Source organism: Rhodococcus sp. SORGH_AS_0301 (assembly GCF_030818285.1).
Classification (GTDB): domain Bacteria; phylum Actinomycetota; class Actinomycetes; order Mycobacteriales; family Mycobacteriaceae; genus Rhodococcoides.
Genome location: NZ_JAUTAC010000002.1, coordinates 172,141 through 197,939, shown reverse-complemented (window position 1 = coordinate 197,939; position 25,799 = coordinate 172,141). Strand labels below are relative to the sequence as shown.

Annotated in this window: 27 protein-coding genes and 4 tRNA genes; 11 read left to right on the top strand and 20 right to left on the bottom strand. The window is 68.2% G+C overall.

Translation table 11 applies throughout. From position 1 onward, the window contains the following. The first annotated feature begins 58 nt into the window (after positions 1 to 58). From QE397_RS01755 to QE397_RS01745, 3 genes are read left to right on the top strand one after another with little or no spacing between them, the layout of a single operon-like run. Complete coding sequence (locus QE397_RS01755) at positions 59 to 1,765, top strand: MFS transporter (protein WP_222645484.1); 1,707 nt, start codon at positions 59 to 61, stop codon at positions 1,763 to 1,765. Beyond that, a complete protein-coding gene (locus QE397_RS01750) occupies positions 1,762 to 3,396 on the top strand; it encodes an MFS transporter (RefSeq protein WP_307091276.1) in 1,635 nt (544 codons plus the stop codon). Before QE397_RS01755 ends, QE397_RS01750 begins: the two co-directional genes overlap by 4 nt. A gap of 60 nt (positions 3,397 to 3,456) precedes the next feature. Continuing rightward, complete coding sequence (locus QE397_RS01745) at positions 3,457 to 5,034, top strand: NAD-dependent epimerase/dehydratase family protein (RefSeq protein WP_373425202.1); 1,578 nt, start codon at positions 3,457 to 3,459, stop codon at positions 5,032 to 5,034. A gap of 6 nt (positions 5,035 to 5,040) precedes the next feature. Here the strand turns inward: QE397_RS01745 and QE397_RS01740 are convergent, their stop codons facing one another. Both QE397_RS01740 and QE397_RS01735 read right to left on the bottom strand, forming a co-directional pair. Then, complete coding sequence (locus QE397_RS01740; protein WP_307091273.1) at positions 5,041 to 5,547, bottom strand: DUF2505 domain-containing protein; 507 nt, start codon at positions 5,545 to 5,547, stop codon at positions 5,041 to 5,043. 4 nt (positions 5,548 to 5,551) lie between these two features. Further along, positions 5,552 to 6,838 (bottom strand): aminotransferase class I/II-fold pyridoxal phosphate-dependent enzyme, encoded by a 1,287-nt coding sequence (locus QE397_RS01735; RefSeq protein WP_081821120.1) that lies wholly within the window; start codon positions 6,836 to 6,838, stop codon positions 5,552 to 5,554. A 299-nt stretch (positions 6,839 to 7,137) separates the two neighbouring features. On the opposite strand from QE397_RS01735, the gene QE397_RS01730 reads away from it, so the two are divergent. Then, positions 7,138 to 8,313, top strand: a complete 1,176-nt coding sequence (locus QE397_RS01730) for an acyl-CoA dehydrogenase family protein (protein ID WP_231476216.1) — start codon at positions 7,138 to 7,140, stop codon at positions 8,311 to 8,313. A 9-nt stretch (positions 8,314 to 8,322) separates the two neighbouring features. Here the strand turns inward: QE397_RS01730 and QE397_RS01725 are convergent, their stop codons facing one another. Then, positions 8,323 to 8,922, bottom strand: coding sequence for a class F sortase (locus QE397_RS01725; RefSeq protein WP_307091270.1), 600 nt, complete (start codon positions 8,920 to 8,922; stop codon positions 8,323 to 8,325). Positions 8,923 to 8,935: 13 nt separating this feature from the next. Beyond that, positions 8,936 to 9,643 carry a CHRD domain-containing protein gene (locus QE397_RS01720; RefSeq protein WP_307091268.1) on the bottom strand — a complete coding sequence of 236 codons (708 nt, stop codon included), beginning with the start codon at positions 9,641 to 9,643 and terminating at the stop codon, positions 8,936 to 8,938. A 59-nt stretch (positions 9,644 to 9,702) separates the two neighbouring features. On the opposite strand from QE397_RS01720, the gene QE397_RS01715 reads away from it, so the two are divergent. Continuing rightward, a complete protein-coding gene (locus tag QE397_RS01715; RefSeq protein ID WP_307091266.1) occupies positions 9,703 to 10,374 on the top strand; it encodes a sigma-70 family RNA polymerase sigma factor in 672 nt (223 codons plus the stop codon). Then, positions 10,374 to 11,072 (top strand): hypothetical protein, encoded by a 699-nt coding sequence (locus tag QE397_RS01710; RefSeq protein WP_307091265.1) that lies wholly within the window; start codon positions 10,374 to 10,376, stop codon positions 11,070 to 11,072. The genes QE397_RS01715 and QE397_RS01710 overlap by 1 nt, the downstream gene beginning before the upstream one ends. Positions 11,073 to 11,151: 79 nt before the next feature. On the opposite strand, the gene rplL is transcribed toward QE397_RS01710, so the two are convergent. Continuing rightward, positions 11,152 to 11,538 (bottom strand): 50S ribosomal protein L7/L12, encoded by a 387-nt coding sequence (rplL, locus tag QE397_RS01705; RefSeq protein ID WP_027504561.1) that lies wholly within the window; start codon positions 11,536 to 11,538, stop codon positions 11,152 to 11,154. Between the two features lie 105 nt (positions 11,539 to 11,643). After that, a complete protein-coding gene (gene rplJ, locus QE397_RS01700) occupies positions 11,644 to 12,198 on the bottom strand; it encodes a 50S ribosomal protein L10 (protein WP_027504560.1) in 555 nt (184 codons plus the stop codon). A gap of 429 nt (positions 12,199 to 12,627) precedes the next feature. Between rplJ and QE397_RS01695 the strand changes: the two genes are divergently transcribed. From QE397_RS01695 to QE397_RS01685, 3 genes are all read left to right on the top strand, one after another. After that, positions 12,628 to 12,825: a hypothetical protein gene (locus QE397_RS01695; RefSeq protein ID WP_027504559.1), complete on the top strand. Its 198-nt coding sequence runs from the start codon at positions 12,628 to 12,630 to the stop codon at positions 12,823 to 12,825. 112 nt (positions 12,826 to 12,937) lie between these two features. Beyond that, complete coding sequence (locus QE397_RS01690; protein WP_307091261.1) at positions 12,938 to 14,911, top strand: CocE/NonD family hydrolase; 1,974 nt, start codon at positions 12,938 to 12,940, stop codon at positions 14,909 to 14,911. A gap of 123 nt (positions 14,912 to 15,034) precedes the next feature. Further along, positions 15,035 to 15,880 carry an alpha/beta fold hydrolase gene (locus QE397_RS01685; RefSeq protein ID WP_373425272.1) on the top strand — a complete coding sequence of 282 codons (846 nt, stop codon included), beginning with the start codon at positions 15,035 to 15,037 and terminating at the stop codon, positions 15,878 to 15,880. A gap of 60 nt (positions 15,881 to 15,940) precedes the next feature. Here QE397_RS01685 and rplA read toward each other — a convergent pair whose 3' ends face one another. The 11 genes from rplA to QE397_RS01630 all read right to left on the bottom strand — a co-directional run bounded on the left by rplA (position 15,941) and on the right by QE397_RS01630 (position 20,785). Further along, a complete protein-coding gene (gene rplA, locus QE397_RS01680) occupies positions 15,941 to 16,660 on the bottom strand; it encodes a 50S ribosomal protein L1 (RefSeq protein WP_027504557.1) in 720 nt (239 codons plus the stop codon). Between the two features lie 86 nt (positions 16,661 to 16,746). Continuing rightward, a complete protein-coding gene (gene rplK / locus QE397_RS01675) occupies positions 16,747 to 17,181 on the bottom strand; it encodes a 50S ribosomal protein L11 (RefSeq protein WP_027504556.1) in 435 nt (144 codons plus the stop codon). A 77-nt stretch (positions 17,182 to 17,258) separates the two neighbouring features. Next, complete coding sequence (gene nusG, locus QE397_RS01670; protein ID WP_056442340.1) at positions 17,259 to 18,104, bottom strand: transcription termination/antitermination protein NusG; 846 nt, start codon at positions 18,102 to 18,104, stop codon at positions 17,259 to 17,261. A gap of 70 nt (positions 18,105 to 18,174) precedes the next feature. Beyond that, positions 18,175 to 18,633: a preprotein translocase subunit SecE gene (gene secE, locus QE397_RS01665; RefSeq protein ID WP_307091255.1), complete on the bottom strand. Its 459-nt coding sequence runs from the start codon at positions 18,631 to 18,633 to the stop codon at positions 18,175 to 18,177. Between the two features lie 80 nt (positions 18,634 to 18,713). Further along, a tRNA-Trp gene (locus QE397_RS01660) sits at positions 18,714 to 18,789 on the bottom strand. A 132-nt stretch (positions 18,790 to 18,921) separates the two neighbouring features. Next, complete coding sequence (gene hadB, locus QE397_RS01655; protein WP_027504553.1) at positions 18,922 to 19,350, bottom strand: (3R)-hydroxyacyl-ACP dehydratase subunit HadB; 429 nt, start codon at positions 19,348 to 19,350, stop codon at positions 18,922 to 18,924. Next, positions 19,340 to 19,894 carry a (3R)-hydroxyacyl-ACP dehydratase subunit HadA gene (hadA, locus tag QE397_RS01650; RefSeq protein WP_051613161.1) on the bottom strand — a complete coding sequence of 185 codons (555 nt, stop codon included), beginning with the start codon at positions 19,892 to 19,894 and terminating at the stop codon, positions 19,340 to 19,342. The genes hadB and hadA overlap by 11 nt, the downstream gene beginning before the upstream one ends. Positions 19,895 to 20,084: 190 nt before the next feature. Next, positions 20,085 to 20,252: a 50S ribosomal protein L33 gene (gene rpmG / locus QE397_RS01645; protein ID WP_027504552.1), complete on the bottom strand. Its 168-nt coding sequence runs from the start codon at positions 20,250 to 20,252 to the stop codon at positions 20,085 to 20,087. Positions 20,253 to 20,350: 98 nt separating this feature from the next. Further along, positions 20,351 to 20,423: transfer RNA gene (locus QE397_RS01640), tRNA-Met, on the bottom strand. Positions 20,424 to 20,458: 35 nt separating this feature from the next. Next, a tRNA-Thr gene (locus QE397_RS01635) sits at positions 20,459 to 20,531 on the bottom strand. 171 nt (positions 20,532 to 20,702) lie between these two features. Then, positions 20,703 to 20,785 (bottom strand) — tRNA-Tyr (locus QE397_RS01630). 144 nt (positions 20,786 to 20,929) lie between these two features. Here QE397_RS01630 and QE397_RS01625 point away from each other — a divergent pair. After that, a complete protein-coding gene (locus QE397_RS01625) occupies positions 20,930 to 21,421 on the top strand; it encodes a YajQ family cyclic di-GMP-binding protein (RefSeq protein ID WP_056441678.1) in 492 nt (163 codons plus the stop codon). On the opposite strand, the gene htpX is transcribed toward QE397_RS01625, so the two are convergent. Both htpX and QE397_RS01615 read right to left on the bottom strand, forming a co-directional pair. After that, complete coding sequence (gene htpX / locus QE397_RS01620; protein ID WP_307091252.1) at positions 21,412 to 22,290, bottom strand: zinc metalloprotease HtpX; 879 nt, start codon at positions 22,288 to 22,290, stop codon at positions 21,412 to 21,414. The genes QE397_RS01625 and htpX overlap by 10 nt on opposite strands. 72 nt (positions 22,291 to 22,362) lie before the next feature. Further along, complete coding sequence (locus QE397_RS01615; RefSeq protein WP_307091249.1) at positions 22,363 to 23,397, bottom strand: polyprenyl synthetase family protein; 1,035 nt, start codon at positions 23,395 to 23,397, stop codon at positions 22,363 to 22,365. A gap of 82 nt (positions 23,398 to 23,479) precedes the next feature. Between QE397_RS01615 and QE397_RS01610 the strand changes: the two genes are divergently transcribed. Next, positions 23,480 to 24,757 (top strand): geranylgeranyl reductase family protein, encoded by a 1,278-nt coding sequence (locus QE397_RS01610; protein WP_307091247.1) that lies wholly within the window; start codon positions 23,480 to 23,482, stop codon positions 24,755 to 24,757. Positions 24,758 to 24,789: 32 nt separating this feature from the next. Here QE397_RS01610 and QE397_RS01605 read toward each other — a convergent pair whose 3' ends face one another. Continuing rightward, positions 24,790 to 25,773 (bottom strand): hypothetical protein, encoded by a 984-nt coding sequence (locus tag QE397_RS01605; RefSeq protein WP_222649776.1) that lies wholly within the window; start codon positions 25,771 to 25,773, stop codon positions 24,790 to 24,792. Positions 25,774 to 25,799: the final 26 nt, after the last annotated feature.

The following is a 25,799-nucleotide window of genomic DNA, read 5'->3' as shown; positions in this document are numbered from 1 at the left end:
GACACTCGCCGCGCTGCATCCGCGGGCGGGGTCCGGGGGGAATACGGGGGATCACGCTATGGGCAGCAGCTCGAAGGACGACACGGGCACGCCCGGGTCGAGGGGGCACTCGACGTTCGGTGTCCGCACCGAGATCGGTCGGCGTCGCCAACTCGCGGCCTTCGGCGTCATCTGCATCGCCGAACTCCTCATCGTCCTCGACATGACCATCATCAACGTGGCGCTGCCGTCCATCGGCATCGAGTTGGCGACGGGCATCTCGGGCCTGCAGTGGGTCGTCGACGCGTACACCCTCACCTTCTCCGGCCTGCTCCTGGCGTTCGGCAACCTCGGTGACCGGTACGGGCGCAAGCTGTTCCTCGTCGTCGGCCTCACGGGCCTGGGCACCGCGTCGGTGATCGGTGCGCTCGGCGACTCCCTCGCCCACGTCCTGACCTCACGCTCGGTCATGGGCGTCTTCGCCGCGATGGTCCTGCCCGCCACCCTGGCCGTCATCACCAACCTGTTCCCGAAGCCGCAGGAGCGGGCTCTCGCCATCGGCGTGTGGTCGTCCATCGCCGGCGTGGCCGTCGCGATCGGACCGGTGTCGGGCGGCTGGCTGCTCGAACACTTCTCCTGGCACTCGGTGTTCTGGATGAACGTCCCCGTCGCCCTCGTCGCCGTCGTGCTCGTGGTGCTGATCGTCCCCGAGTCGAAGGCCTCGGCGGTGGGCCCGCTCGACGTACCCGGCGTGATCCTGTCGATCGCCGGCGTCACCCTGCTGGTGTTCGTGGTCATCGAGGCACCGAACTTCGGCTGGACGTCGTGGCGGACGATCGGCGGTCTCGTGCTCGCCGCGGTGTTCCTCGTGCTGTTCGTCCAGCGGGAGCGACGCATCTCGTCCCCCGTGCTCGACGTGTCGCTCTTCCGCATCCGTCCGTTCGCGTGGCCGGCCGTGTCGATCGCGGTGGGATTCTTCAGTCTCTTCGGCTTCCTGTTCCTCATCACCCAGTACTTCCAGGGAGTGCGCGAGTACTCACCTCTCGCATTCGGCATCGCGACACTGCCCTTCGCCGCCGCGCTGGCCGTCAGCTCCCCGGTGTCGACGATCGTCGCGCAGAAGATCGGCACGATGCCGGTTCTCGTGACCGGGCTCGTCCTCATCGGCGCAGGACTGCTCGTCGCGGGCCGCGTCGAGATCGACAGCTCCTACCTGACGCTCGTCCTGCCCGCGATGCTGTTGCTCGCGGTGGGCATCGCGATCATCCAGGGCCCCGCGACGGAATCCATCATGTCCTCGCTCCCCCTCGACGAGGCCGGAGCCGGTGCCGCGGTGAACGACACCACCCGCGAGATCGGCGGCACTCTCGGTGTCGCGGTGCTCGGGTCGATCGTCGCCTCCTACTACGTGTCGACGGTGCGGCCGCTCGTCGAACGGATCCCCACCGCCATCATGAGCGAGACCGAGAAGGGCTACGCGCAGTCCAGCGTGCTCAGTGTCATCGAGATCCAGAAGCGAGACCTGCCCGCGATGTTCGAACCGCAACGCGCACAGTTGATCCTGGAGATGAAGGAAGCCGCTCTGCGCGGATCGTCCATCGCCGCGTACGTGGCGGCCGGAGCCGTGTTCGTCTGTGCCGCACTGGTCTTCTTCTTCTTCCCCGCCTCGTACCGCACCACGGGCATGCTGGCACCGCAGACCTCGGACGAGCGCGCGGTGGACCGTCTCGCCGCAACGAAGGACGTCGGCTCCGCCCCGGGCAGCGGCCCGGACTCGCCGTCATGACCGGCCGGCACGCCGCGCCGCCGCCGCGGTCGTCGTCCCACCTCCTCTCGTCACCGCGGCGGATGATCGCCTTCCTCGTCATCTGTCTCGTCGAACTGCTGGTCGTGCTCGACAACACCGTCGTCAACGTCGCTCTGCCCGACATCTCCACCGACCTCCGCGCCGGCTTCACGGGGCTGCAGTGGATAGTCGACGCGTACATCCTCACGTTCTGCGGTCTGCTGCTGGCGTTCGGCAACATCACCGACCGCATCGGGCGGCGCCGCATGCTGCTGATCGGCGTCGTGGGTCTCGCCGCGATGTCGGTGGTGGGCGCGGTGGCCGACGACCTGCCGCAACTGATCGCCTCGCGCGCACTGATGGGGGTCTTCGCCGCCGCCGCGCTGCCCGCGACCCTGGCGGTGATCATCGACCTGTTCCGCACTCCCGCGGACCGCGCCGTGGCCATCGGGGTGTGGGCCTCGATCGCCGGTGTCGCCATCGCGATCGGGCCGGTCTCGGGTGGGTGGCTCATCGAACACTTCACCTGGCACTCCGTGTTCTGGCTGAACGTGCCGGTCGCCGTCGTCGCGGTGATCGGCATCGTCGCCGTGGTGCCCGAATCACGTGCTGCGGCCACCGGTCCGCTCGATCTGCCCGGTGTCGCCCTGTCCTTCTCGGGGGTCTCGCTCCTGGTGTACGCACTCATCGAAGCGCCGGGTCACGGTTGGGTGACCGTGCCCACGCTCGGCGGGAGCGCGGTGTCCCTGGTTCTGTTGTCCGCCTTCGTCGTACGCCAGTCGCGCGTGTCCAGCCCGATCCTCGACGTGCGCCTGTTCCGGTTGCGACCCTTCGCGATGCCGGCGCTCGCGATCTCGGTCGCCTACTTCTCGCTCTTCGGGTACGTCTTCCTCATCACCCAGTACTTCCAGGGCGTCCGCGGCTACTCGCCGCTCGAGTTCGGTGTCGCCACACTGCCGTTCGCGGTGGCCCTCGCGGTGAGCGCACCGACCGCGACCTCGCTGGCACAGCGGATCGGCACCATGCCGGTGATCGTCGCGGGCCTGCTGTTGGTGGGCATCGGCATGATCATGGCGGGTCAGGTCGGCATCGACAGCTCGTACGTCGGGCTGTTGCTGCCCACGATGATCGTGCTCGCAGTCGGCATCGCCGTGATCCAGGGTCCCGCGACCGAGTCCATCATGTCCTCCGTGCCCATCGACGAGGCCGGCGCCGGCTCGGCCGTGAACGACACGACGCGGGAACTCGGCGGCACTCTCGGTGTCGCGGTGCTCGGATCCGTGACCGCCTCGTACTACAACACCACCGTCGGCCCACTCGTCGCGACCATTCCGTCGGAGATCCTCTCGGACCGCGACCGGGAGTACGTGAACGGCAGCTTCCTCAGCGTGCAGCAGATCCAGCAGTACCCGCTCCCCGAGATGTTCTCCGCGGTGCGCGACAACCTCGTCCTGTCCATGAAGGAAGCCGCGATGGCCGGGTCCGAGGTGGCGTCCTACCTCGCCGCCGCGGCCGTCTTCGCCTGCGCCGTCGTCGTCGCGGTCCTGCTTCCCCGCCACCACCGCACCACAGGAGTCGTCATGACGGACCCACAGGACACCACCCGACAGTTCAGCTCGGACGAACGGTGAGCGGCCTGACCGTCGCCGTCACCGGTGCGACGAGCGATTTCGGGTGCTGTCATTCTCCCTGTGCTGCTGGATGATCCGGAGATCGACCGGGTCATCGGGCTGGGTCGCCGGGCACCGCGCGTGCGGCACCCGAAACTCCGCTCGATCGCGATGGACATCCGCTCCCCCGAACTCGAGACTGCCTTCGCCGGCTGTGACGTGGTGATCCACCTGGCTTTCGTCGTGGAGGAGCAGCGCGACAAGGCCGCGATCCACGAGACCAATCTGGAGGGCTCGCGCAACGCCGTCGAGTGCGCGCACCGGGCCGGTGTGCGGTCGATGGTCATCGCCTCGAGTGTCAGCGCTTACGGACGCGAGGACCTTCCGGTGCCCGTCACCGAGGAGGAGTTCCCGACGTCGGATCCGTTGCGCTACTACTTCTTCGACAAGGCAGAGGTGGAACACTTCGTCGAGTGGTGGCTGCGCCGGCACGAGGGCGGCATGACCATCTCGATGCTGCGCCCCACCTACATCGTGGGCACCCACTTCTCGAACGACGGCATCGACACCCTCACGCAGTCCGTGGTGGCCTTCCCCGATCCGGCGCAGTCCCGCTACCAGTTCCTGCACGAGGACGACCTGGCCGACGCCTTCCACCGGGCCGTCCGGACACCCGTGAACGGCCCCTTCAACCTGGGTCCGCGCGACTGGCTCGGGGTACGCGAACTCGGTGCGATGCAGGGCCAGTTGGTGCTGCCGATCCCGCGTCGAGTCCTGCGCACCGTGGTCGATCTCGCGTACGCGCTCCGCATCCTGCCGTTCTCCAGCCACTGGATCTCCTCGGGCGAGGCGGCCGTCGACTCGACGGCCTTCGAACGCGCCACCGGGTGGACCCCGACGATGTCGTCCGCCGAGGCCGCGGCCGTCATGGTGTTGCTCAACGGGCGCCCCATCCTGTCGACCCGCCACGCGCCGGTCCGTCATCACGTGTGCGAGGCGGCCCTGGACGGCGCCACTCGCCGCGTACGGACGTGGGGCGACGTTGACCCGGACATGAAGCCCTTCAGCGCCGAGCTCGATCGCGCGGTCTCCTCGTGCGAGCACCGCCAGATCCGCACGTCGACGGGCTCGGTGCACGCCGAGATCCACGAGGGGACCGACACCTCGGCCCCGACGGTCGTTCTCGCGCTGCCCCGCGGCTCCCATGCGCGATACGCCACCGGTCTGGCACGGACACTGGCCGATCACGGCCCGCGGGTGGTGCTGCTCGACGCCCCCGGCCACGGTCTCGGTACCGGCATCCGCGGGCGCGCCGGACGCCGGGCACGAGCCGAGGCGATCGACGCTGCGGCCGGTGAGTTCGCGGGGACCGACGTTCTCCTCGTGCGGGTTCCGCGCACCAGGACCCGACGGACGGCCGCGGCCCTCCGCCGGGGAGACGACACGCTGACGGCGGTACCGGGCACGGACGGTCTGCTCGCCGCACGGAACGGACCGCGCCTGCCCCGACGTCTACGAGCAGTCGAACACCAGGCACCACAGCCGGTCTCGGGTTCCTACCGGACCGTGTCGGTGCCGCGCGGAACGACCGTCACGTCCGGCCGTGGTCAGCGCCAGGTGCTGGAGGCGATCCTGCGCGCACTCCCGCGCCGCAGATGAGAGGGCTCAGGTCCGGAGGGCGAGCCACGACTGGGTGAACTCGCGCTCGGCGGAGAAACTCTTGTCGATCTCGCCGACCATGATCTTCTCGACCACCGGACCCATCACCGGGATCGACGCGTCGACCGTACCGACGAACTGGAGCACACACTGCTGCGCTCCGGTCGCGAGAAGTTCGAGTTCCCCGTCGATCACCACGGGCATCCGGGCGACCCGCAGGGTGTAGTGGCCCTGCGCGGACCCGTCCTCGCGCACCGACTGCCACGACTCGGTGCACCGTGCCGACATCGACGCTCCGGCGAAGCGCTGCAACGCCTTCGGCAGTGCCGCGGCCTCGAGGTCCTGGTCGACCACCGAGGTGGTCAGGCCCTCCTCGACGCGATGCTCCACCACTCGACTGCCGCCACCGATCTCGGCGATCCGGTCCTGCCAGTATCTCTCGTCGGTGAGGGTCGCGTGCAGCACCGCGGCGGCACAGTCGTACGTCGTGCGCTGGTCGACCTGTGTCACCACCGGGTCAGACCGATGCCGGCGCCGGCGCGGCGAGCGCTGCCCCCACCTCGGCCGACGCCACCTCGGACGTGGACGAGTTCTCGCCGAGGAACAGGCCCATCTGCTCCACCACGTAGTCGAGCTGGGTGGTGGTGTGATCGGGCTGGACGCACAGACGCAGGAGTGCACCGTCGCGGGCCACCGCCGGGAACATGGCGGCGGATGCGAAGATGCCCGCGTCCCACAGCTTCCGCCACGTGTTGACGGTGCGCAGGTCGTCACGGACGTTCACGGGGACGATGGGCGAGACCATGTCCGTACCGTCCGGGAGAGGGCTCGGCGCGTGCACGTCGACACCGGCCGCCACGAGCCCGTCGTGCAGGTAGCGCGCGTTCGCGAGTGTGCGGGTGGCGCGCTCGGCGCCCTCCTCGGTCTGCATGAGCTGCACGGAGGCGAGCGCCGCGCCGAGGGCAGCAGGCACGCCCGCGGTGGTGAACAGGAACGTGCGCGCATGCACGCGCATGGCGTCCACGATGTCCTTCGAGCCGGCCACGAAACCGCCCGAGGACCCGAGTCCCTTGGAGAGGCAGCCCATCCGGGCGTCGATGTCGTCCTCGATACCGAACAGCTCGGCGGCACCGGTGCGCTTCGCGCCCATGACCGCGACGCTGTGCGCCTCGTCGACGAACAGTGCCGCGTCGTACTTCTCGCAGACCGCGGCGATCTCGTCGAGCGGGGCCAGGTCGCCGTGCATCGAGTAGAGACCGTCCACGACCACCATGACGACGCCGGTGGAGCGGGAGAGCTTCTCCTCCAACAGGTCCACCCGGTTGTGACGGAAGGCGCGGATGGTGGCGCGTGAGAGGCGGCAGGCATCGTAGATGGACGCGTGCGCGGCCGAGTCGACGATGATGGTGTCACCCACACCGCACAGCGCGCTGATACCGCCCAGGTTCGCCTGGTAGCCGGTCGTGAAGACCAGCGCCTGCTCGGTCCCGTGCCAGTCGGCGAGCGCTTCCTCGAGTTCCGTGTGCAGCGAGATGGTGCCGTTGAGCAACCGGCTGCCCGTGACCGTTGCGCCGTATTTGTCCAGTGCCGCAGCGGCTCCCGCGCGCACCAGCGGGTGGTCGGCGAGGCCGAGGTAATTGTTGGAACCGAGCATGATGACGCTGCGGTCCTCCACGTCGACGACCGGCGCGTTGACCGATTTCATGACGCGGAAGAACGGGTTCTGGTCGTGCTTCGTCAGCACACGATGGGCCCAGATCCTCTTGTCGTGGCGGATTCGGTCGAGCATTCTCTGCGAGCTCATGTTCGCTCCAAGATTGGGGGATCGGTACGTGACGCGAGTGCGCTCGCCGGTCCGGGAGACCCGTGCGACGGGAGACGTCTGTGATTCGAGCCTACGGTCAGCACAGGCGGCCCGAGGGTGCCGCGACCTGTGAGTAGTTGCCAACGAACACGACTGCACTTGTGTCATGCAACAGCAGTTGAGACGGGCGCCATCGAGGCCGTCGCCGACCCCGAATACTGCGGTATCGAGTGACGTGCTGGCACGTGTCCCACACCCGTCCCAGCCACGGTCACCCTTCTTCGACGAAAGGCCGGTACGTGTCCGTTCTCGCTGACAGAGCAGCTCTCGCGTCCGACGGGACCGCGCAGCCGTCGCGGCTCATGTCCACCGAACGCGCCACGCTCCGTCGCCTGCTGCCCGCCCTCGCCACCTACCTCGAGGCCACGCCGCTGTCCGTGCTCGAGGCGCCCGGCAGCGACGCCATCGCGACGTTCCGCGACGCGGGCGGGTGCGGACTCATCGCACCCACCTCGCTCGGCGGACTCGGCGCGACCGCCGTCGAGGCACTGCGCGTCCACCGGGCCATCGGCGCGGCCTCCCCGTCGCTCGCCGCCGCCGTCACGATGCACCACCTGTCGATCGCCACGATCATCGAGATCGCCATGGCGGGTCCCGAGGAGGAGCTGCCGCTCGTCGCCGGCCTCATCGAACAGAAGTCGATCATCGCGTCCGGCTTCGCGGAGGGCGTGGGCAGCACGCTGGTGCCGTCCGTGGACGCCTATTACGACGACGGCGACTACGTCGTCAACGGCAGCAAGAAGCCGTGCAGTCTGTCGGCCTCGATGGACTTCCTCGCCGCCAGCGTCGCGACACGCGAGAAGAAGGGCGGCAAGACACGCAAGGCGGTCGCCCTCATCCCCGCGTCGATGCCCGGTGTCTCGGTGCGTCCGTTCTGGACGACGCCCGTTCTCGCGGGTGCGGAGAGCGAGGAGGTCGTCCTCGAGGACGTGCGCGTGCCGGTGTCGCTGACCATGGTCGGCGCGCTGGACGATCCGGAGGGCATGCACGAGCTCACCGGGTTCCTGTGGTTCGGCATCCTCGCCTCCGCCGGGTACATCGGCGCGGCCACGGCGCTCGTGGAGCGTCTCGTGGGGCACCCGAAAGTCAGCGACAGCGTCTACACCTCGGCGGCCGCCGAGCTCGAAGCGGCGATCGCGGGCCTCGAGGCCGTCGCCGCAGCGATGGACTCGGGTGAGCGCGGCGCCGACATCTCGGCTCGACTGTTGTTCTGCCGCATCGCGCTTCGAGGCGCGCTGCGACGCGCGGTCGACGCCGCCGTGACAGCGCTGGGCGGCATCGCGTTCATCACCGACCCGGACATCGCGTACCTGCAGTCCGTCGTGTCGGCGTTCGCGTTCCACCCGCCGTCGATCCGCGAGACCGAGTCGTCCCTGGCGGCCTACCACCGCGGCGAGAACTTCTCCCTCGCCTGAGGTGTCGCATCACCCCACGCGGGTGCCGAAGACGACGAGGTTGTTCTCGTAGGACCCCGCGTCGTCGTCGAACACTCCGGCACACGTGATCAGTCGGATCTCGTCGCGCGGGACGGCGCCGAACACGCGCGCCGTCGGGAACTCGGATTTCGCGTAGTCGCCGATGTCAGTCACCCGGTACCTGGCCTCGATGCCCTCTGTCGTGGTGACCGTGACGTCGTCTCCCACCACGAGGTCGCGGAGTCGGAAGAACACGGAAGGACCCGTGGTCGAGTCGACGTGACCGGCCAGCACCGTGGGTCCGACCTGATCGGCCGCACCGGGACGCCCGGGCCGCCCGCCGCCGGTGAACCATCCGACGTCGTCGTGGTCCTCGGGAACCGCCATGGTGTTGTCCGGGTTCAGACCCAGCTCGATCAACGGTTCGTCCAGACCCATCTCGGGTACCGACACCCGCGCCGGGACGAGAGGTCCCGTCTCGGACACGGTCGCGGCAGCAGGAGACGTGACGGACACCGCCGTCGCGGTGGGCGGTACGGCCGGTGGTCGCGCGCAGGCGACCACCAGCCCCACCAGGAGGAACGCACTCGCGCGCGTCGACCATCTCATCCGCGTCGGTCGATCAGGAGTTCCGCCGACGGGCGACGCCCAGCCCGACGAGGGCCGCCACGCCCAGAACGGCGGCACCGGCACCGGCACCCGCGACGGTCGCGGTCGAACTGTCGGTGACGGATCCACCGGCGCCCGTCTCCACACCGCCGACGGGAATCGGGGTCAGCTGTCCGCGCACTGCGCCGGCGGCGAAGGCGGTGGTGTGACTGTCCGCGGCGAACCCGGCGGCGTTCGCCTCGATGGCCGCGAGGTCGAAGTTCGTTCCGGTGTCGGCACCGTTCGCCATCACGCCGGTCGTGAACGGCCCCTGCAGGCAGCCGCTGCTGGTGCGAGGTCCGTCGCCGACCGGGGACGGGTTCGGGAACGCGATGCGCGGCGGGCCCGCGGCACCCACTGCTGCCTGATGAATGTGCGTCGCCGTCTTCGCCGGCGACATGTAGTCGCCGGTGACGCCCTCGAGGGTGATGTCGTAGCAGATGATGTTCTCGTCCGAGTTGATGCGGAACGTGAACGTTCCGGTCGCGCCGGGCTCACCCGGCGTCGCGACGCCGTCCGCGTTCAGGACCTGGTCCGGAGTCGCCATGGCCGTGAAGGCACTGGTGAACGACGACGGTTCGCCGACCGGCGTCTCTGCTGCCGCGGGAGCAGCGGTGAGCGCGAGGAACGCCGCAGCGCCTCCCGCAACGATGATCGTTCCTCGTGCAGTGCGTGTCGTCATGGTGGTCGTACCTTCCGATCGGGATGCGCGGACGTCCTTCGAGAGGGGATACGTCCGGAATGACAGGAACGTTCACCGCGGTCGAACGTCGTCGCACTTCTCGACGTACACCCACCATGGAGGTCGGAGCGGCGTCGACGGTGAGTAGGGTTCGTCCTGCACGGGCACCGGCGGGGTACACCCCTCCCCCGACATCGAGGGGGCAGACGCTGGCGATCTTCCGGTCGCGCGAGAGCGGGACGTTCGATCTCACGGCCGCCTACGACGCCCACGCGTCGTCGCTGCTGGGTTTCGCCGTGAACGTGTTGCACGATCGTGTCGCCGCCGAGGATTGCGTGCAGGAGACCTTCGTGCGTGCGTGGCGAGCGCGGGACAGGTTCGACGAGTCCCGGGGTGGAACTCGGACCTGGCTCTTCGCCATCGCGCGCAACGTCGTCGCGGATGCTCTGCGGTCGCGAGGCCGTACTCCGCTGGTCGCGTCCTCCCCCGTCACGGAAGGCGACGCCGTGGAACCCGATCGAAGCGATCACGTCCTGACCCGGATGCGGGTGGTGGAGGGTCTGGCCACCCTGTCCCCCGAACATCGACAGGTGGTGGTGGCCATCCACCTGACCGGCCTGTCCTACGCGGAGCTGTCGGCCGGCACCGGCGTCGCGATCGGCACCCTGCGCACCCGCGCGTACTACGCACTGCGTGCCCTGCGCGCTCACTTCGACGGTCAGGAGACCTGATGACTCCGGGACATCCGCGACGAGAGGAGTTGATCGCGGCCGCGGTGGCCGGCGACCTGACCGACGCCGAGCGGCGTGAGCTTCGCATTCTGGAGGCCGAGGACACCTCGGTCGCCGACGAGATCCGTGAGATGCGCGAGACGGTCGCGTCGCTGGGGTCGGCAGCGGGACTGACCTGGGTCGATGCGGAACCCGGTGACCTGCTTCGACGACGCATTGTCAGACCGTCCGCACCCGGTCGCCTCGTCCCGGCCGCTGCAGCTGTCGCCGGAATCGCGGTGGGCGTCGCGGCGGTGCTCGGTGTGCAGACGGTCGGCACCGGGGGTGGCGAGACGCCCACCGACAGCACGATCGCGGCGCCCGAGGCCGAGGGACCACCGGGCCAGCTGGGCGCCTTCGAGACGGTCGACTTCACCGCGTCGAGTCCCGGCGTCACTGTCGACGGCGGCCTGGTTGCTCACACGTGGGGCACCGAGACGGTCCTGGACATGCAGGGTGTCCCGGTCGACGAAGCGTTCGAGGTGGTTCTGGTGGACCGCACCGGAGCGGATCGTTCCTCGGGCAGCTTCCTCGGCAGCTCCGTGACCATCGACTGCCGCATGAACGCGGCGGTGCTGCGTCCCGACGTCGCGGAGATCGAGATCCGGGCTGCGGGTGGAGACCTTCTCGCCCGCGCCGCACTGCCCACCGTGGGCTGACTCCGCGCACCGTCGCCAGACACGAGAAAAAGCGGCCGTACCCCGAGGGGTACGGCCGCTTCTGCGCTGTGGGGCTAGATCACTTGATGGAAATCTTCGCGCCGGCAGCTTCGAGCTTCTCCTTGGCGGCGTCGGCCGAAGCCTTGTCCACCTTCTCCAGGATGGCCTTCGGAGCGCTCTCGACGAGGTCCTTGGCTTCCTTCAGGCCCAGGCCGGAGACGACCTCACGGACGACCTTGATGACCTGGATCTTCTTGTCGCCGGCGCCCTCGAGGACGACGTCGAACTCGTCCTGCTCCTCAGCGGCCTCGGCGGGAGCAGCTGCTCCGCCTGCGGCAGCAACGGCGACGGGGGCAGCTGCGGTGACCTCGAAGGTCTCCTCGAATGCCTTCACGAACTCGGAGAGCTCGAGGAGGGTGAGCTCCTTGAACTGGTCGAGCAATTCTTCGGTGCTGAGCTTCGCCATGGTGGCGGTCCTCTCTGTAAGTCCTTGTCGCCGATCCGGGGACAGGAGATTGCGTGCAGGCCGGAGGCCGGCCGCACGGGGGGGTGTGCAGTCCTTGCGGATCAGCTAGTCGGCAGCTGCGGCTTCCGGCGCCGAGGCGCCCTCTTCTGCAGCCTTCTTCTCCTGCAGCGCAGCCGCGAGACGCGCGACCTGCGAAGCGGGAGCGTTGAACAGGCCTGCGGCCTTTGCCAGGTTGCCCTTCATCGCGCCGGCGAGCTTGGCCAGCAGGACCTCTCGGGATTCGAGATCCGCGATCCTGTTGACCTCGTCCACGGACAGCGCGCGGCCGTCCATGTAGCCGCCCTTGATGACGAGCGCCTTGTTGTCCTTGGCGAACTGCTTGATCGCCTTGGCAGCGTCGACCGGCTCACCATCGATGAATGCGATGGCGGTCGGACCGACGAACAAGTCGTCGAGGCCTTCGATGCCCGCATCAGCTGCGGCACGCTTGACCAGGGTGTTCTTGGCGACGGAGTACGTAGCTCCGGTACCGAGGGCCCGACGGAGCTCCGTCAGACGGGTGACCGACAAGCCACGGTATTCCGTGACGACGGCCGCCGTGGCGCCCTTGAACTGCTCGGAGATCTCCGCGACCGCGGATACCTTCTCAGCCTTTGCCATACTTCGCCTCCTCTCGTTGCGTCGAGTCGGCCCGGCCCGAACAAGCAGAAACGCCCCGGTGCAGGGCACACGGGGCGTCGGAATGCGGGCGGCGCGACTCGGAGAGAGTCAGCAACACGTATCCCTGGTCCTCGTCCTCCTGCGTGGGTCGCCGGCTCGGCCGGACCTTCAATCGCCATCTCCGACGAGGCGAACCTCTTCGGAGACCACGATGACCAACGGTCTTGGGTGGAACAGATCAGGTGAACGTCGCACGATCGCAGATCACGACCGCACGGTGTCCGAAGAGAAGAGTACCCCGGGGCCGCCGGAGACACCAAAAGGGCTACGCCCCTGTGCGCCTTGTGCGCATCCCCGGGTACGCAAAAGGCGCACGGGGGCGGAGCCCCCTCGGTTTGAGAGGTGCTCTCCCGAGGGAACACGGTGCTCATGGCCAATTATCGCGTACTCGACCCCACCGGATCCGTCGTCGCCACCAAGGAGATCCCCAACTCCACCGACGCCCACACCTGGTTCAAGGAGAGCAAGTCCGACGACGCCGAGCTCGGCTGGCGTCTCGAAGTGGAGCACGACGGCGAGTGGGCCTTCTTCAGCGACAGCGAGGGAACCCCCGAGGGCGGCAAGTAGCAGCGCACTCACCTGGTGACATCGAACGACGACGTGCCCTCGTCGTTGTCGAAGGGCCGGGAATGGCGTGTTGTGTACCGCGTGTCACAGCAATGAGGTTGACTCGACGTTCATGACGACGACATCGGCCCATGCACTGGTGCAACCCGAGCATGTCGTCTCGCCCTTCCACCGTGATCCCACCGGCGGCGCCGACGGCCGAGCATGGGCAGAACTCGTGGAGTCCGCTCCCGAGTTCCCCCGTGTGCACATCGACCGCGGCGCCGCCGTCACGATGACGGACGGAGCCGTTCTCCGCGCCATCGTCGTGTCCCCCGCCGACGCGAGTGGACGATCCGTCTCCTCCCGCTTCCCCGTCGTCCTCAACATCACCCCGTACAACTCGGTCCTGCTCGACTCGATCGACGCACTCCTCGCCGCACCCGTGCTCGGGCCGGCGCTGCGTCGCGTGTCCCGCTCCGTCGACCTCTCGGGAACCCCGTTCGACGGCATCTCCGAGATCACCCGCGTCGTCGCCGGCGGTGCGGCGGATCTGCTCACCGTGAACCGCCATCTCGTCCGTAGCGGCTACGTGCAGGTCATCATCGACGCGCGCGGCACCGGTTCCTCGTCCGGCGTGTGGGACACCCTCGGCCCGCGTGAACAACTCGACACCCTGGAGATCCTCGAGTGGATCCGGGCGTCGCCGTGGTGCGACGGGCGCGTCGGCATGGCCGGCATCTCCTACTCCGCCATCAACTCCCTGCAGGCCGCCGCCGCGGGCAGCGCGGGACCGGACGCCGTGTTCGCCGTCGAGGGATCCGAGGACATCGTCCGCGAGATCTTCGCCACCGGCGGCGCACCGTCGCTCTTCATCCCCCTGTGGCTCACCGCCGTGAACACCCTCAAATGGGTTCCGGCAGTACAGATCCTGCGACGCGGCGGAGTCGGCTGGCTCGCGGATCGCATACGGTCCCCCGCCACGAACATCAGCAATCTGGTGAACGGGTTCCTCACCGGTTCGGACCCGCGCATCTACGACGACCCGTCCTTCGACACCATCGATCCCACCATCGAGGACATCGCGGTCCCCACGTTCCTCTACGGCTGCTGGCACGACATCTTCGGCGGCGCGGCACCCGACATGTACAACCGACTCACCGTCGAACGCGGGCGCAAGCAACTTCTGGTGGGCGACGGGTACCACGGCAACCCCGGGATCGGCTTCGGTGAACCCGGGTTCCCGCCGCGACTCGACGTGCTCGAACGCGCCTGGTTCGACAAGTGGCTGCGCGGCATCGACAACGGTATCGACCGCTACGGACCGGTCACGCTGCGTCAGCAGGGCGGCGGGTGGGAAGCGCACGGCCGATTCCCCGCGCCCGCCGCCGTGGCTCGGCGCCTCTACCTGAGCGCCGACTCGTCCGGTACCGCGTCGCACAGTCGGCACGACGGGTCCCTGCACTTCGAGGCGCCGACCGACACGGCCCGTCTGACGGTGAAGCCCGGGTTCCGCACCGTCGTCTCCCGCGACACCACGCAGGTGCTGGCCGGTGTTCCGGCCGTTCTCGGCGGCGGCTTCACCTACGACAACCGCTTCGCGGAGGGTGACGCGCTCACGTTCACGACGCCTCCCGTCATGACCACCGTCGTCTACTCGGGCCCCGCCAACGTCCACGTCCGCACCGTCGCGCGCGCCCGCGAGTCGATGTGGGCCGTGATGCTGTGCGACGTCGCTCCAGACGGCACTCCCACCGTGCTCACCAACGGTGCGCTGCTGGCGTCGCGCCGCGCGATCGACGACGAGGAGAGCATCCGCACCGAGTCGGGTGACTACCTGGTGGCCCACCACCCGCTCACGCGCGAGTCACTGCTCCCCGTGGTCCCCGGCGAACCGATCGTCCTCGACATCGAACTACTCTCGACCGAGGCGGTCCTGCACCCCGGACACCGCCTGCGACTCGACATCTTCGCGGCCGACGCGCCTCGATTCGTGCCGATCCTGCCCGATCGCCTCCGCACCCGATGGCGAGCGCAGGACGTCGACCTCGACCCGACGGACCCCAGTTTCATCACGTTGCCGCTGCTCGGTGAGCCCGGCTGGTAAGGAGATCCACGTATGACAGGCACACCCGAGACCGGCCGTTCCGAGACCGGCCGTTCCGAGACCGAGGTCGAGGTCCGTACCGGCACCGCCTCGGTCGGCGCGGTCGACATCGCCTACGAGGACATGGGCGACATCGAGAACCCGCCGATCCTGCTCGTCATGGGACTGGGCTGCCAGCTGCTCACGTGGTCGATGCCGTTCTGCCGCAAGCTGATCGACGCCGGCTATCGCGTGATCCGCTTCGACAACCGAGACATCGGACTCTCGGGCAAGCTCGACGGGCAGCGCGTCACGGGGAACATCCTGCTGCGACTGGTCCGCCACGAACTCGGGCAGTCGAGCTCGGTTCCGTACACGGTGGTGGACATGGCCGAGGACACCGTCGGCCTGCTCGACCACCTGGGCATCGAGTCGGCCCACATCGTCGGCGCCTCGATGGGCGGCATGATCACGCAGGTGGTCGCGGGGTCGCACCCGGAGCGCATCCGCTCGGTCTCCATCCTCTTCTCCAGCACCAACGAGGCGTTGCTGCCGCCGCCGGACGTCCGCGCGCTCGCGCCGCTGCTCAAGCCGCCGCCCAAGAACGCGACGCGCGAGCAGATCATCGAACACCAGGCGACGACGTTCCAGACGATCGGCAGCAAGCAGTTCCCCACCACGCGGGACGAACGTGTCGCCGACGCGACCGAGGCGTACGACCGCGGCTACTACCCGGCCGGCATCGTCCGTCAGCTCGCGGCGATCACCGGAACCGGGAGCCTCGCGAAGTACACGAAGCGGATCACGGCGCCGACGGTCGTCATCCACGGCACGGCGGATCCCCTCGTGCGTCCCGCCGGCGGGAAGGCCATCGCGCGCCACGTGGTCGGATCCGAGCTGGTGCTCGTCGACGGCATGGCGCACGACATCCCGAACGCCCTGGTGGACCGCGTGGTCGACACGATTCTCACGAACGTCGCCAAGGCCTGAGAACGCGACGAAGGCCGGCACCCTCACGGGGTGCCGGCCTTCTTCGGTGCTGCGAGTGACTCAGGCGGTCGCGTCGTCCTCGAGGAGGTTCCGAGTACGGTTCGGGTCCACCGGGATGCCCGGTCCGGTGGTGGTCGAGACCGTGATCTTCTTGACGTAACGGCCCTTGGCCGACGACGGCTTCGCACGCAGGATCTCGTCCAGGGCTGCGCCGTAGTTCTCCACCAGCTTGGCGTCGTCGAACGACGCCTTGCCGATGACGAAGTGCAGGTTGGCCTGCTTGTCGACGCGGAAGTTGATCTTGCCGCCCTTGATGTCGCCGACGGCCTTGGTCACGTCGTTGGTGACCGTGCCCGTCTTCGGGTTCGGCATCAGGCCACGCGGTCCGAGAACGCGGGCGATGCGGCCGACCTTGGCCATCTGGTCAGGGGTGGCGATCGCTGCGTCGAACTCCAGCCATCCGCCCTGGATCCGCTCGATCAGGTCCTCTGCGCCGACCTCGTCCGCACCGGCGGCGACGGCCTCGTCGGCCTTCGCGCCTGCGGCGAAGACGATGACGCGGGCGGTCTTACCGGTGCCGTGGGGCAGGTTGACGGTGCCGCGCACCATCTGGTCCGCCTTGCGGGGATCGACGCCGAGGCGCATCGCGACCTCGACGGTCGGATCGAACTTGCTCGACGCGGTGTCCTTGGCCAGCTTCGCCGCCGAGAGCGGCGAGTAGAGCTGGTCCTGATCGATCTTCGCTGCTGCGGCCTCGTAGGCCTTGCTGCGCTTTGCCATGATGATGTCCGTTCGTTGTTCGGAGCGTGGTTGACGAGCCTGGCCGGCTCTCCCACGTGATGCTGTGGAGCTGGTGAGCCGGTGGCTCAGCCTTCGACCGTGATACCCATCGAGCGAGCAGTGCCGGCGATGATCTTCGCGGCCTGGTCGATGTCGTTGGCGTTCAGATCCTCGGCCTTGGTCTTGGCGATCTCGCGCACCTGGTCCATGGTCACCGTGGCGACCTTGGTCTTGTGCGGCTCGCCCGAACCCTTGGCGACGCCGGCTGCCTTGAGCAGCAGCTTGGCGGCAGGCGGGGTCTTCAGCTTGAAGTCGAAGGTCCGGTCCTCGTAGACCGAGATCTCCACCGGCACGACGTTGCCACGCTGCGACTCGGTCGCGGCGTTGTACGCCTTGCAGAACTCCATGATGTTGACGCCGTGCTGACCGAGGGCGGGGCCCACGGGCGGTGCCGGGTTGGCCTGACCGGCCTGGATCTGAAGCTTGATGATCCCGGCTAGCTTCTTCTTCTTGGGGGGCATCTGTGATTCCTAGGTTGTTGCGTGGTTCTCGGATGTCTTGCGGTACTGCCTGCAAGTTGTGGGGGGTTCTGAGCGCCCTAGATCTTCGCGACCTGAGTGAAGCCCAGCTCGACCGGAGTCTCGCGGCCGAAGATGGACACCAGCACCTTGAGCTTCTGCTGCTCGGCGTTGACCTCGCTGATGCTGGCGGGAAGCGTGGCGAAGGGGCCGTCCATGACGGTGACGGACTCGCCGACCTCGAAGTCGACCTCGATGGTCGGCTTCGACGACGTCTCGCCCGCACCCTCGGCACCGGTGGTGGCGCCCGCGGTGGCCTTCTTCTTGTCCTCCTGCGGCATGAGGAACTTGACGACCTCGTTGATGGTCAACGGGGACGGGCGCGACGTGGCGCCGACGAAGCCGGTGACACCGGGAGTGTTGCGGACAGCACCCCAGGACTCGTCGTTCAGTTCCATGCGCACCAGGATGTAGCCCGGCAGCACCTTGCGGTTGACCTGCTTGCGCTGGCCGTTCTTGATCTCGGTGACCTCCTCGGTGGGAACTTCCACCTGGAAGATGTAGTCACCGACGTCGAGGTTCTGGACGCGGGTCTCGAGGTTGGTCTTCACCTTGTTCTCGTATCCGGCGTACGAGTGGATGACGTACCAGTCGCCGGGGGCGCGCCGCAGCGCAGCCTTCATCTCGGCGACGGGGTCGACCGGCTCCGCGTCGATGGGAGCGTCGTCGGCGACGACGGCGTCCGCATCGGCGTCGACGGTCTCCGACTCGTCGGTGTCACCGGTGGCGGCAGCGACGTCGGCCGCGATGGCCTCGTCGGTCTCGCGGTCCTGTGCGGCCTGCTCCGCTTCGAGGCCCTGCTTGGTCGCCTCGACCTGAGCGTCGTAGGCGGCCACTTCGGTGGCGTCGTTATGGGGCGTGCTCACGAAAGGCACTCGCTTCCTGTAATCGTTCCGGTCGTACTCGGGGTGGTCGTGCGGACCTGTGTGTCCGGCGTCAGCCGAACAGCCACTGCACTCCCCTGATGAACGCCAGGTCCAGCCCACTGATGTAGGCCACCATGAACGTCACGAACACCAACACCACAGCGGTGTAGGTGACCATCTGCTTGCGGTTGGGCCAGATGACCTTGCGCAGCTCGGCGACGACCTCGCGCAGAAACTTGCGGAGCCGCTTGAAGATGTTCATCTTCGGCGTCGCTTCGGCGCGGGTGCGGCCCTCGACACGAGAGGCGGTGGCGACGGACTTGCCCGCGGTGGTCTTGGCACCAACCTTGATCAGCGACGGAGCATCGTCCGCGGACCGGGTCCGGCGGGCTGCGCGCTTGCCGGAGGGCCGACTCGACCCGGCGGCATCGTGGGCGGCAGCAGCATCGTCGGCGACGACAGCATCGTCCGCACCGAGATCCTCGGAACCGTCGGAGCTGCTGTCGCGCGCGCCGCGCTGATCGCTCACGTCGTTCCTCTCGGTCGTCGGCAGGGTGTCTGCACTCGAATGCTCTGCATGACCACTGTCCGAAGCACCGCTTTCGAACGTGGCAGGGGCGACAGGACTTGAACCTGCAACCTACGGTTTTGGAGACCGTTGCTCTACCAATTGAGCTACGCCCCTTCGGCCGGATCGAAATCCGGTCGTACCGGCGACGGACAGCGCACAGCGCTGTACGACCCCGGAGATCTCAGTGTACTGCACTCACGGACGCCCCCGAAATCGCTGACTCGAGTCGGCGATCGGAGAGCCGGATCACGCGAGCTGGACGGTCGCGACGGCGCGACCGAAGATCTTCTTGCCCTCGTATTTCGCGGTGATGGCGACGACGGCCTTGCGGGTGTCCGCGTCGACCGACTTGATGCGACCCGTGAAGTCGACCTTGGCCGGCTCGGTCTCCTTGACCAGCACGGGGCTGGTGAAGCGCACGTTGTACTCGGTGATGGCGCCCGGATCACCCGACCAGTCGGTGACGAAACCGGCGCCGAGTCCCATGGTGAGCATGCCGTGGGCGACGACGTCCGAGAGTCCGGCGAGCGTGCGCGCGACCGGATCACTCCAGTGGATCGGGTTCGGGTCGCCGGAGACGCCCGAGTAGTTCACGAGGTCACCGCGGGTGAGCTCGTAGGTGCGCTCGGGAAGGTCGTCGCCGACGGTGACCTGGTCGAACTGCTTACGAGTCATGTTTCATGACACCTTTCGCCATCTCCAGCGCGTCCTGATCGGAACCGCCGCCGGTCTTCGCCACGAGTGTCGTCCAGGACGTCATGACGTCCTCGCCGGCCTCGTCCGTGACCATGTTCTTCGTGATGATGATGTCGCTTCCACCCATCTGGCGGAAGGACTCCAGGCTCACGTCGACGGTCAGGCGGTCCCCCGCCACGATCGGACGGTGGAACTCGAGACGCTGATCCGCCTGCATGATCTGCGACAGGTCGTACCCGGTGATGACCTCGTCGAACATGGCCTTCTGCGCGATGATGCCGACGACCGAGATGAAGGTGGCCGGTGCGACGAGATGCTCGTACCCGAGCTCGGCCGCGGCGTCCTCCGAGGAGTGCGCGGGATGATCGTTCTGCACGGCCCGTGAGTACTCGCGCACCTTCTCGCGCCCGATCTCGTAGAAGTCGGGCATGCGGTAGTGGTGCCCGACCATGCTGGCGGTGTGCACCGCCGGGTCGACGGCAGGCGTGTCGCCCCGGTCGGTTGCGGTTGCGGTGACTGTCACGTCGTCGACTCCCCCGAGAATGATGTGGAACTCACCACGGGACACCCGAGCGTGGGACGAGAGACAGTCCGGACGGCTCTGTCGGGCGAGTTCGAGACGGACGGCGCCGAGCCGACTGGGTCACCGGCACCTGGACGCACGTCAGCGCTGCCACGGCGACTGTGCCGGGGCAGCGCTGCTGTGCGAATGATCAGCGAGATTCGCGGTGCGCGCGATGAGTTCCGCAGTTCGGGCAGAACTTCTTGATCTCGAGGCGATCGGGATCGTTGCGGCGATTCTTCTTGGTGATGTAGTTACGGTGCTTGCACACCTCGCACGCCAAGGTGATCTTGGGCCGAACGTCAGTGGAGGAGGCCACGTCGATGCCTGCTTTCGGGTAGAGCGCGATACGGGTGCTGCGTCGGTCATGAATACCGGACCCCACTGCGCGCAGCAGCGGCGGAGTCCTCTGTCGAGTAGCGATGGCCGGACTTGAACCGGCGACACAACGATTATGAGTCGTTTGCTCTACCGACTGAGCTACACCGCCTCGGTGCCGGACGCCGGCCGGCGCTCGGTCCCGCGAGCCCCCTAACGGAATCGAACCGTTGACCTTTTCCTTACCATGGAAACGCTCTACCGACTGAGCTAAGGGGGCAGGATCGGCGCACACGAGGTGCACGTCGAAGCCTTCGAAGACATTACACAGGGGTCAGACCGCTCGCCAAATTGCCTGGTGAACGAGTTGCACGCGGCGTTTCGCGTGCCGCCTGCCCCCACCCCGACGACGAGACCCCGGCGAGGATTCTCGCCGGGGTCTCGTCGGGTGTGGCAGATGTAGGATTCGAACCTACGTAGGCATAAGCCGACGGATTTACAGTCCGCTCCCATTGGCCGCTCGGGCAATCTGCCGGGATGCTCCATGGCGCAGGACACTCGTCGAGTGACCGCTCCAGGTGCGATACGCAGAATACAACGACCGCACCCCTCGATGGCAAACCGGCTGGACACGCTACCGTCGGCACCGTACCGATCACGCACGAAGGAGTGTTGTCAGTGGCTGATTCGTCGTTCGACGTCGTGAGCAAGGTGGACCGCCAGGAGGTCGACAACGCTCTGAACCAGGCCGGCAAGGAGCTGTCGACCCGCTTCGACTTCCGCGGCACCGGCGCGAGCATCGAGTGGTCCGGAGACGAGGCCATCGTCATCACCGCCGAGGCCGAGGAACGCGCGAAGGCCGCCCTGGACGTCTTCAAGGAGAAGCTCATCCGACGCGACATCTCGCTCAAGGCCTTCGACGCCGGCGATCCCGTGCAGTCGGGCAAGACCTACAAGATCACCGGCACGCTGGTGCAGGGCATCACCACCGAGAACGCCAAGAAGATCTCGAAGAAGATCCGCGACGAGGGCCCCAAGGGCGTCAAGGCGCAGATCCAGGGCGAGGAACTGCGGGTGAGCAGCAAGAAGCGTGACGACCTCCAGGCCGTTCAGCAGCTGCTCAAGGGCGAGGACTTCGGCATCGCCCTGCAGTTCGTCAACTACCGCTGACTCAGCGGTAGGGCCCCCGCCATGCGCTCGAGGCGGGCGATGCGCTCCTCCATCGGCGGGTGCGTGGAGAACAGCTTGCTCGCGCGGTCACCCGCCCGGAACGGGTTGGCGATCATCAGGTGCGACTGGGCCGTGAGGCGCGGCTCGGGGGGCAGCGGGGCGGCCTGGGTGCCACTCTGCAGCTTGCGGAGCGCGGAGGCCAGCGCCAGGGGGTCGCCGGTGAGCTCGGCACCCGACTGGTCCGCCTGGTACTCCCGCGAGCGCGACACGGCCAGCTTCACCAGGGACGCCGCGATCGGTCCGAGCATCGACACCAGCAGCAGGGCCAGCGGGTTGGCGCCCTGCCCGTTCCCGCGCCCGCCGAAGACGTTCGCGAAGAACGCGAAGTTCGCGAGTCCGGACACCACGGCCGCCATGGCGCCCGCCACGGACGAGATGAGGATGTCGCGGTTGTAGACGTGCGAGAGCTCGTGGCCGAGGACCGCGCGCAGCTCACGCTCGTTCAGCAGCGCCAGGATGCCGCTGGTGCAACACACCGCGGCGTTGCGCGGGTTGCGTCCCGTGGCGAACGCGTTGGGGGCGTTGGTGGGGCTGATGTAGAGCCGCGGCATGGGCTGATGCGCCGCGGTGGCCAGCTCGCGGACGATAGCGAAGATGCGCGGGTACTCGACCTCGGTGATCGGCTGGGCGTGCATCGACTTCAGCGCCAGCTTGTCGCTGTTGAAGTAGGCGTACCCGTTCATGCCGACGGCCAGGACGACCGCGACCACCAGGATGGTCGAGTTCTGGAACAGAGCGCCGATGAAGACGATGAGAGCCGACATCCCGACCATCAGGCCGAACGTCTTCATGCCGTTCGCGAACTTCATCGTGTGTCGCCGATCCTCTCGCCGCAGTGCTTCCTGCACGACCAACGACCGAGGTGACGCGGGTAGTTCCCGTCAGCTGATGCGGGCGACGGTGTACTCGACCAGCTTGCGCAGCGCGTCGTTGGCCGGGCCCTGCGGCAGAGCGTCCAGCTCGGTGCGCGCCCGCTGGGCGTAGGTGTCGAGCGTCTCGCGTGCCTTGGCCATGCCCGGCGAACGACCCAGCAGAGTCAACGCCTCGGCCACGTCCGCGTCGTCGGTGATGGGACCGCGCAGCAGGTGGCGGAGCCGGTCGCCGTCCGCACCCTCGTCGCGCAGCGCGAACAGCACGGGCAGCGTGTGGACGCCCTCGCGCAGGTCGGTGCCCGGCGTCTTGCCGGAGTCCGACGCGGCGGACGAGATGTCGATGATGTCGTCGGAGATCTGGAACGCGGTGCCCACCGCGTCGCCGAGACGCTCGAGGCGCTCGATGTGCTCGTCGTCGCCCCCGGAGAACGTGCCGCCGAAGCGACCGCTCGTCGCGATCAGCGAACCCGTCTTCTCCCACACCGTGGTGAGGTAGTGATCGACCGGATCCTGATCGGGCTTGCTGCCGATCGTCTCGCGCATCTGGCCTGTGACCAGCGCGGCGAACGTCTCGGCGATCGTACGCACGGCGGAGGGGCCCAGCGTCGAGACCAGGCGCGACGCGTGTGCGAAGAGATAGTCGCCCGCGAGGATGGCGACGCTGTTGCCCCAGCGCGCATTGGCGGACTCCACGCCGCGGCGCATGGCGGCCTCGTCCATGACGTCGTCGTGATACAGCGTCGCGAGGTGCACCATCTCGAGCACGGTGGCCGCGGTGACGATGTCCGGGCTGGACGCCTTGGGGCCGAGCTGACCGGTGAGAATGGTGAACAGCGGGCGGAACCGCTTGCCGCCGGCCCTGGCGAGGTGCAGCGCCGCCTCGGTGAGGAAGTCCTCACCGTCGGACAGCTCGGTCACGAGCAGGCTCTCGACCTCGGCCATCGCCGCGCGCACGATCTCCGCGAACTCCGCGTTCCCGAGATCCACGCCCGCCACCACGGTGGCCCCACTCGCACTCGTCTCGGTCACCGCGCTCGCACCCATTTCTCGTCGTCGAACACCTCGCGCGGCTCCGGGCCTCGGCGCCGCGTCTGCCTCCAACCTATCGTGCCTGCAAGATGGAACGATGACGGATGGACGCGCACAGGGTGTGACACCGGGAACTCGACGCGTGACCGACGTTCTCGTCGTCGGAGCGGGACCCGCGGGCAGCGCCGCCGCGGCCTGGTCCGTACGAGCTGGTCACGACACGATTCTCGCGGACGCCGCCACGTTCCCGCGCGACAAGACCTGCGGTGACGGACTCACGCCGCGTGCCGTGGCCGAGCTCGACGAGCTGGGACTCGGTGAGTGGGTGCGCTCGCGGGCGATCAATCGTGGCCTACGCCTCACCGGATTCGGTCAGGAACTCACGCTGCCGTGGCCGGGTGGCTCCCTCCCCGACATCGGTTCCGCGGTACCGCGTACCGAGTTGGACGACCGGATCCGCCGGGTGGCCGTCGACGACGGCGCGGTGATGATGGAGAACGCCAAGGCCGTCGATGCGGTGCTGGTGAGCGGGCGGGTCACCGAGGTGATGTTCGACACCGCCGACGGCCCTGTCGCCGTGGCCTGTCGCACGCTGATCGTGGCGGACGGGGTGCGCTCGCCGCTCGGCAAGATCCTCGGCCGTACGTGGCACCGCGACACCGCTTTCGGGGTCGCGGCACGGGCATACGTCACGAGTGACCGCAGTGAGGACGAGTGGATCACCTCGCACCTCGAGCTCCGCGACGGGGACGGCACCCTGCAGGCCGGCTACGGGTGGGTGTTCCCGCTGGGCGTGAACGACGAGGGTACCGGCGAGGTGAACGTGGGGGTGGGGACGCTCGCCACCTCGAAGCGCCCGGCTGCTGGCGCGCTGCGACCTCTCCTGAATCTCTATGCGTCACAACGGGAGTCCGAGTGGGGCCTGAGCGGCGGCGTGCGCCGCGTGCAGTCCGCCCTGCTACCGATGGGCGGCGCGGTGTCGGACGTGGCGGGCCCCAACTGGGCGCTCGTCGGCGATGCGGCGGCCTGCGTGAATCCGCTCAACGGTGAGGGCATCGACTACGGACTCGAGGGTGGTCGACTGATCGCCGAACACCTGGACGGCGCAGACCTGACGCAGGTGTGGCCGGCGGTGCTCCGCGAGCACTACGGGCAGAGCTTCTCGGTCGCTCGTCGCCTCGCGGGACTGCTGACGGTGCCGCGGTTCCTGCCCGCCACGGGGCCGATCGGCATGCGGTCGCGCGCGATCATGACCGTCGCCGTGCGGGTGATGGGCAACCTCATCACCGACGAGGATCGCGACGTGGTCGCGCGCGCCTGGCGGGCCGCGGGATCGACGTCGCTGAAGGTGGACGACCGGCCACCGTTCTCCTGAGAGTGCCCGGCTGCCTCAGGAGCCGGGCCCGGTCAGCGTCCCGGCCGGAAGGCGTACACGGTGGTGCCGTCCGGCAGAAGTATCCCGTCGCGATCGCGGAAGCCGCACTCGAGAGACGCCACGACGCGTTGCAGCACGGGGAGCCGTGCCTGCTCGTCGAGTCCGGCGTGGACGGCGAGGGACAGTTCGGCTCCGTACAGCGCCAGGATGGCCTCGACCGCGCCGGCGAGCGCCGGGTCCTTGGCCTGGTAGAACGCGAAACGGTCCGCTTCCATCGTGTAGTCGCGCTCGTTGCCGCCCGCCAGTACCCGCACCCCGAACTCGGCCAGGTACTCCACCATGCGGCGCTCGGTGGCGCCGAAGCCGATCGACCGGCGGTCCGGCGAGAGGGTGTCGACGACGCGCTTGGTGTCCATGATCAACAGGCCCAGGTCGTTGGCGTCGAGCAGACCGAGGTCGGCGCGCATGGCGTCGCGCAGCAGACGCTGGATCTCGATCAGGAACCCGTGCTCACGGTTCAGCCGCTCGACGGCCGGACCCGGCATCGCGCCCGTCGTGGAGTAGGGCACCAGCACCCGGAGATCGAGCGACATGAGCATCTCGAGCAGCGGCGCGACGCGCTGGCGGGCCACGACGACGGTGATCGTCGAGACGCGCAGCAGTTCCTGATAGGCGGCGTCGACGTCGGCCTGCAGGTCGTCGGCACCCGGCGGCAGTGCGGTCGCGTCGGGGGCGGTCCGGCGACGTACGGCGTCGATCCAGACCCGCTGGAAGGTGGTCAGCGCGACCGACAACTCCTGGTAGCGCTCGGTGACCTGGTCGCGTACCAGCGACGTCTCGACGGCCTGGCGACCGGAATCGTGGGTCAGCTCGGCGCGGATGGTGCGCAGCTCGCGCGCGCGGCGCGTCTCCCTGGTGAGGTGTATGCGCGTGGTGCTGACGGCCCAACCGGCCCCGCCGGCGGCGACGGCCGAGGCAGCGAGGGTGGCATAGGGCAGCCAATCCGGTACGGGCATGCGCAGATCATGCCGTATCCGGACAC

Excerpts from the sequence above, each read along its gene's own strand:
- QE397_RS01605 (WP_222649776.1), bottom strand. The coding sequence starts at position 25,773 with ATGCCCGTACCGGATTGGCTGCCCTATGCCACCCTCGCTGCCTCGGCC.
- QE397_RS01685 (WP_373425272.1), top strand. The coding sequence starts at position 15,035 with ATGGGCGACATCGAGAACCCGCCGATCCTGCTCGTCATGGGACTGGGC.
- htpX (WP_307091252.1), bottom strand. The coding sequence starts at position 22,290 with ATGAAGTTCGCGAACGGCATGAAGACGTTCGGCCTGATGGTCGGGATG.
- rplA (WP_027504557.1), bottom strand. The coding sequence starts at position 16,660 with ATGGCAAAGCGCAGCAAGGCCTACGAGGCCGCAGCAGCGAAGATCGAT.
- rplK (WP_027504556.1), bottom strand. The coding sequence starts at position 17,181 with ATGCCCCCCAAGAAGAAGAAGCTAGCCGGGATCATCAAGCTTCAGATC.
- QE397_RS01735 (WP_081821120.1), bottom strand. The coding sequence starts at position 6,838 with ATGAGCTCGCAGAGAATGCTCGACCGAATCCGCCACGACAAGAGGATC.
- QE397_RS01755 (WP_222645484.1), top strand. The coding sequence starts at position 59 with ATGGGCAGCAGCTCGAAGGACGACACGGGCACGCCCGGGTCGAGGGGG.
- QE397_RS01610 (WP_307091247.1), top strand. The coding sequence starts at position 23,480 with ATGACGGATGGACGCGCACAGGGTGTGACACCGGGAACTCGACGCGTG.
- rplL (WP_027504561.1), bottom strand. The coding sequence starts at position 11,538 with ATGGCGAAGCTCAGCACCGAAGAATTGCTCGACCAGTTCAAGGAGCTC.
- QE397_RS01710 (WP_307091265.1), top strand. The coding sequence starts at position 10,374 with ATGACTCCGGGACATCCGCGACGAGAGGAGTTGATCGCGGCCGCGGTG.
- QE397_RS01750 (WP_307091276.1), top strand. The coding sequence starts at position 1,762 with ATGACCGGCCGGCACGCCGCGCCGCCGCCGCGGTCGTCGTCCCACCTC.
- QE397_RS01615 (WP_307091249.1), bottom strand. The coding sequence starts at position 23,397 with ATGGGTGCGAGCGCGGTGACCGAGACGAGTGCGAGTGGGGCCACCGTG.
- QE397_RS01720 (WP_307091268.1), bottom strand. The coding sequence starts at position 9,643 with ATGACGACACGCACTGCACGAGGAACGATCATCGTTGCGGGAGGCGCT.
- QE397_RS01725 (WP_307091270.1), bottom strand. The coding sequence starts at position 8,922 with ATGAGATGGTCGACGCGCGCGAGTGCGTTCCTCCTGGTGGGGCTGGTG.
- rplJ (WP_027504560.1), bottom strand. The coding sequence starts at position 12,198 with ATGGCAAAGGCTGAGAAGGTATCCGCGGTCGCGGAGATCTCCGAGCAG.
- QE397_RS01715 (WP_307091266.1), top strand. The coding sequence starts at position 9,703 with ATGACAGGAACGTTCACCGCGGTCGAACGTCGTCGCACTTCTCGACGT.
- QE397_RS01690 (WP_307091261.1), top strand. The coding sequence starts at position 12,938 with ATGACGACGACATCGGCCCATGCACTGGTGCAACCCGAGCATGTCGTC.
- QE397_RS01695 (WP_027504559.1), top strand. The coding sequence starts at position 12,628 with ATGGCCAATTATCGCGTACTCGACCCCACCGGATCCGTCGTCGCCACC.
- hadB (WP_027504553.1), bottom strand. The coding sequence starts at position 19,350 with ATGACTCGTAAGCAGTTCGACCAGGTCACCGTCGGCGACGACCTTCCC.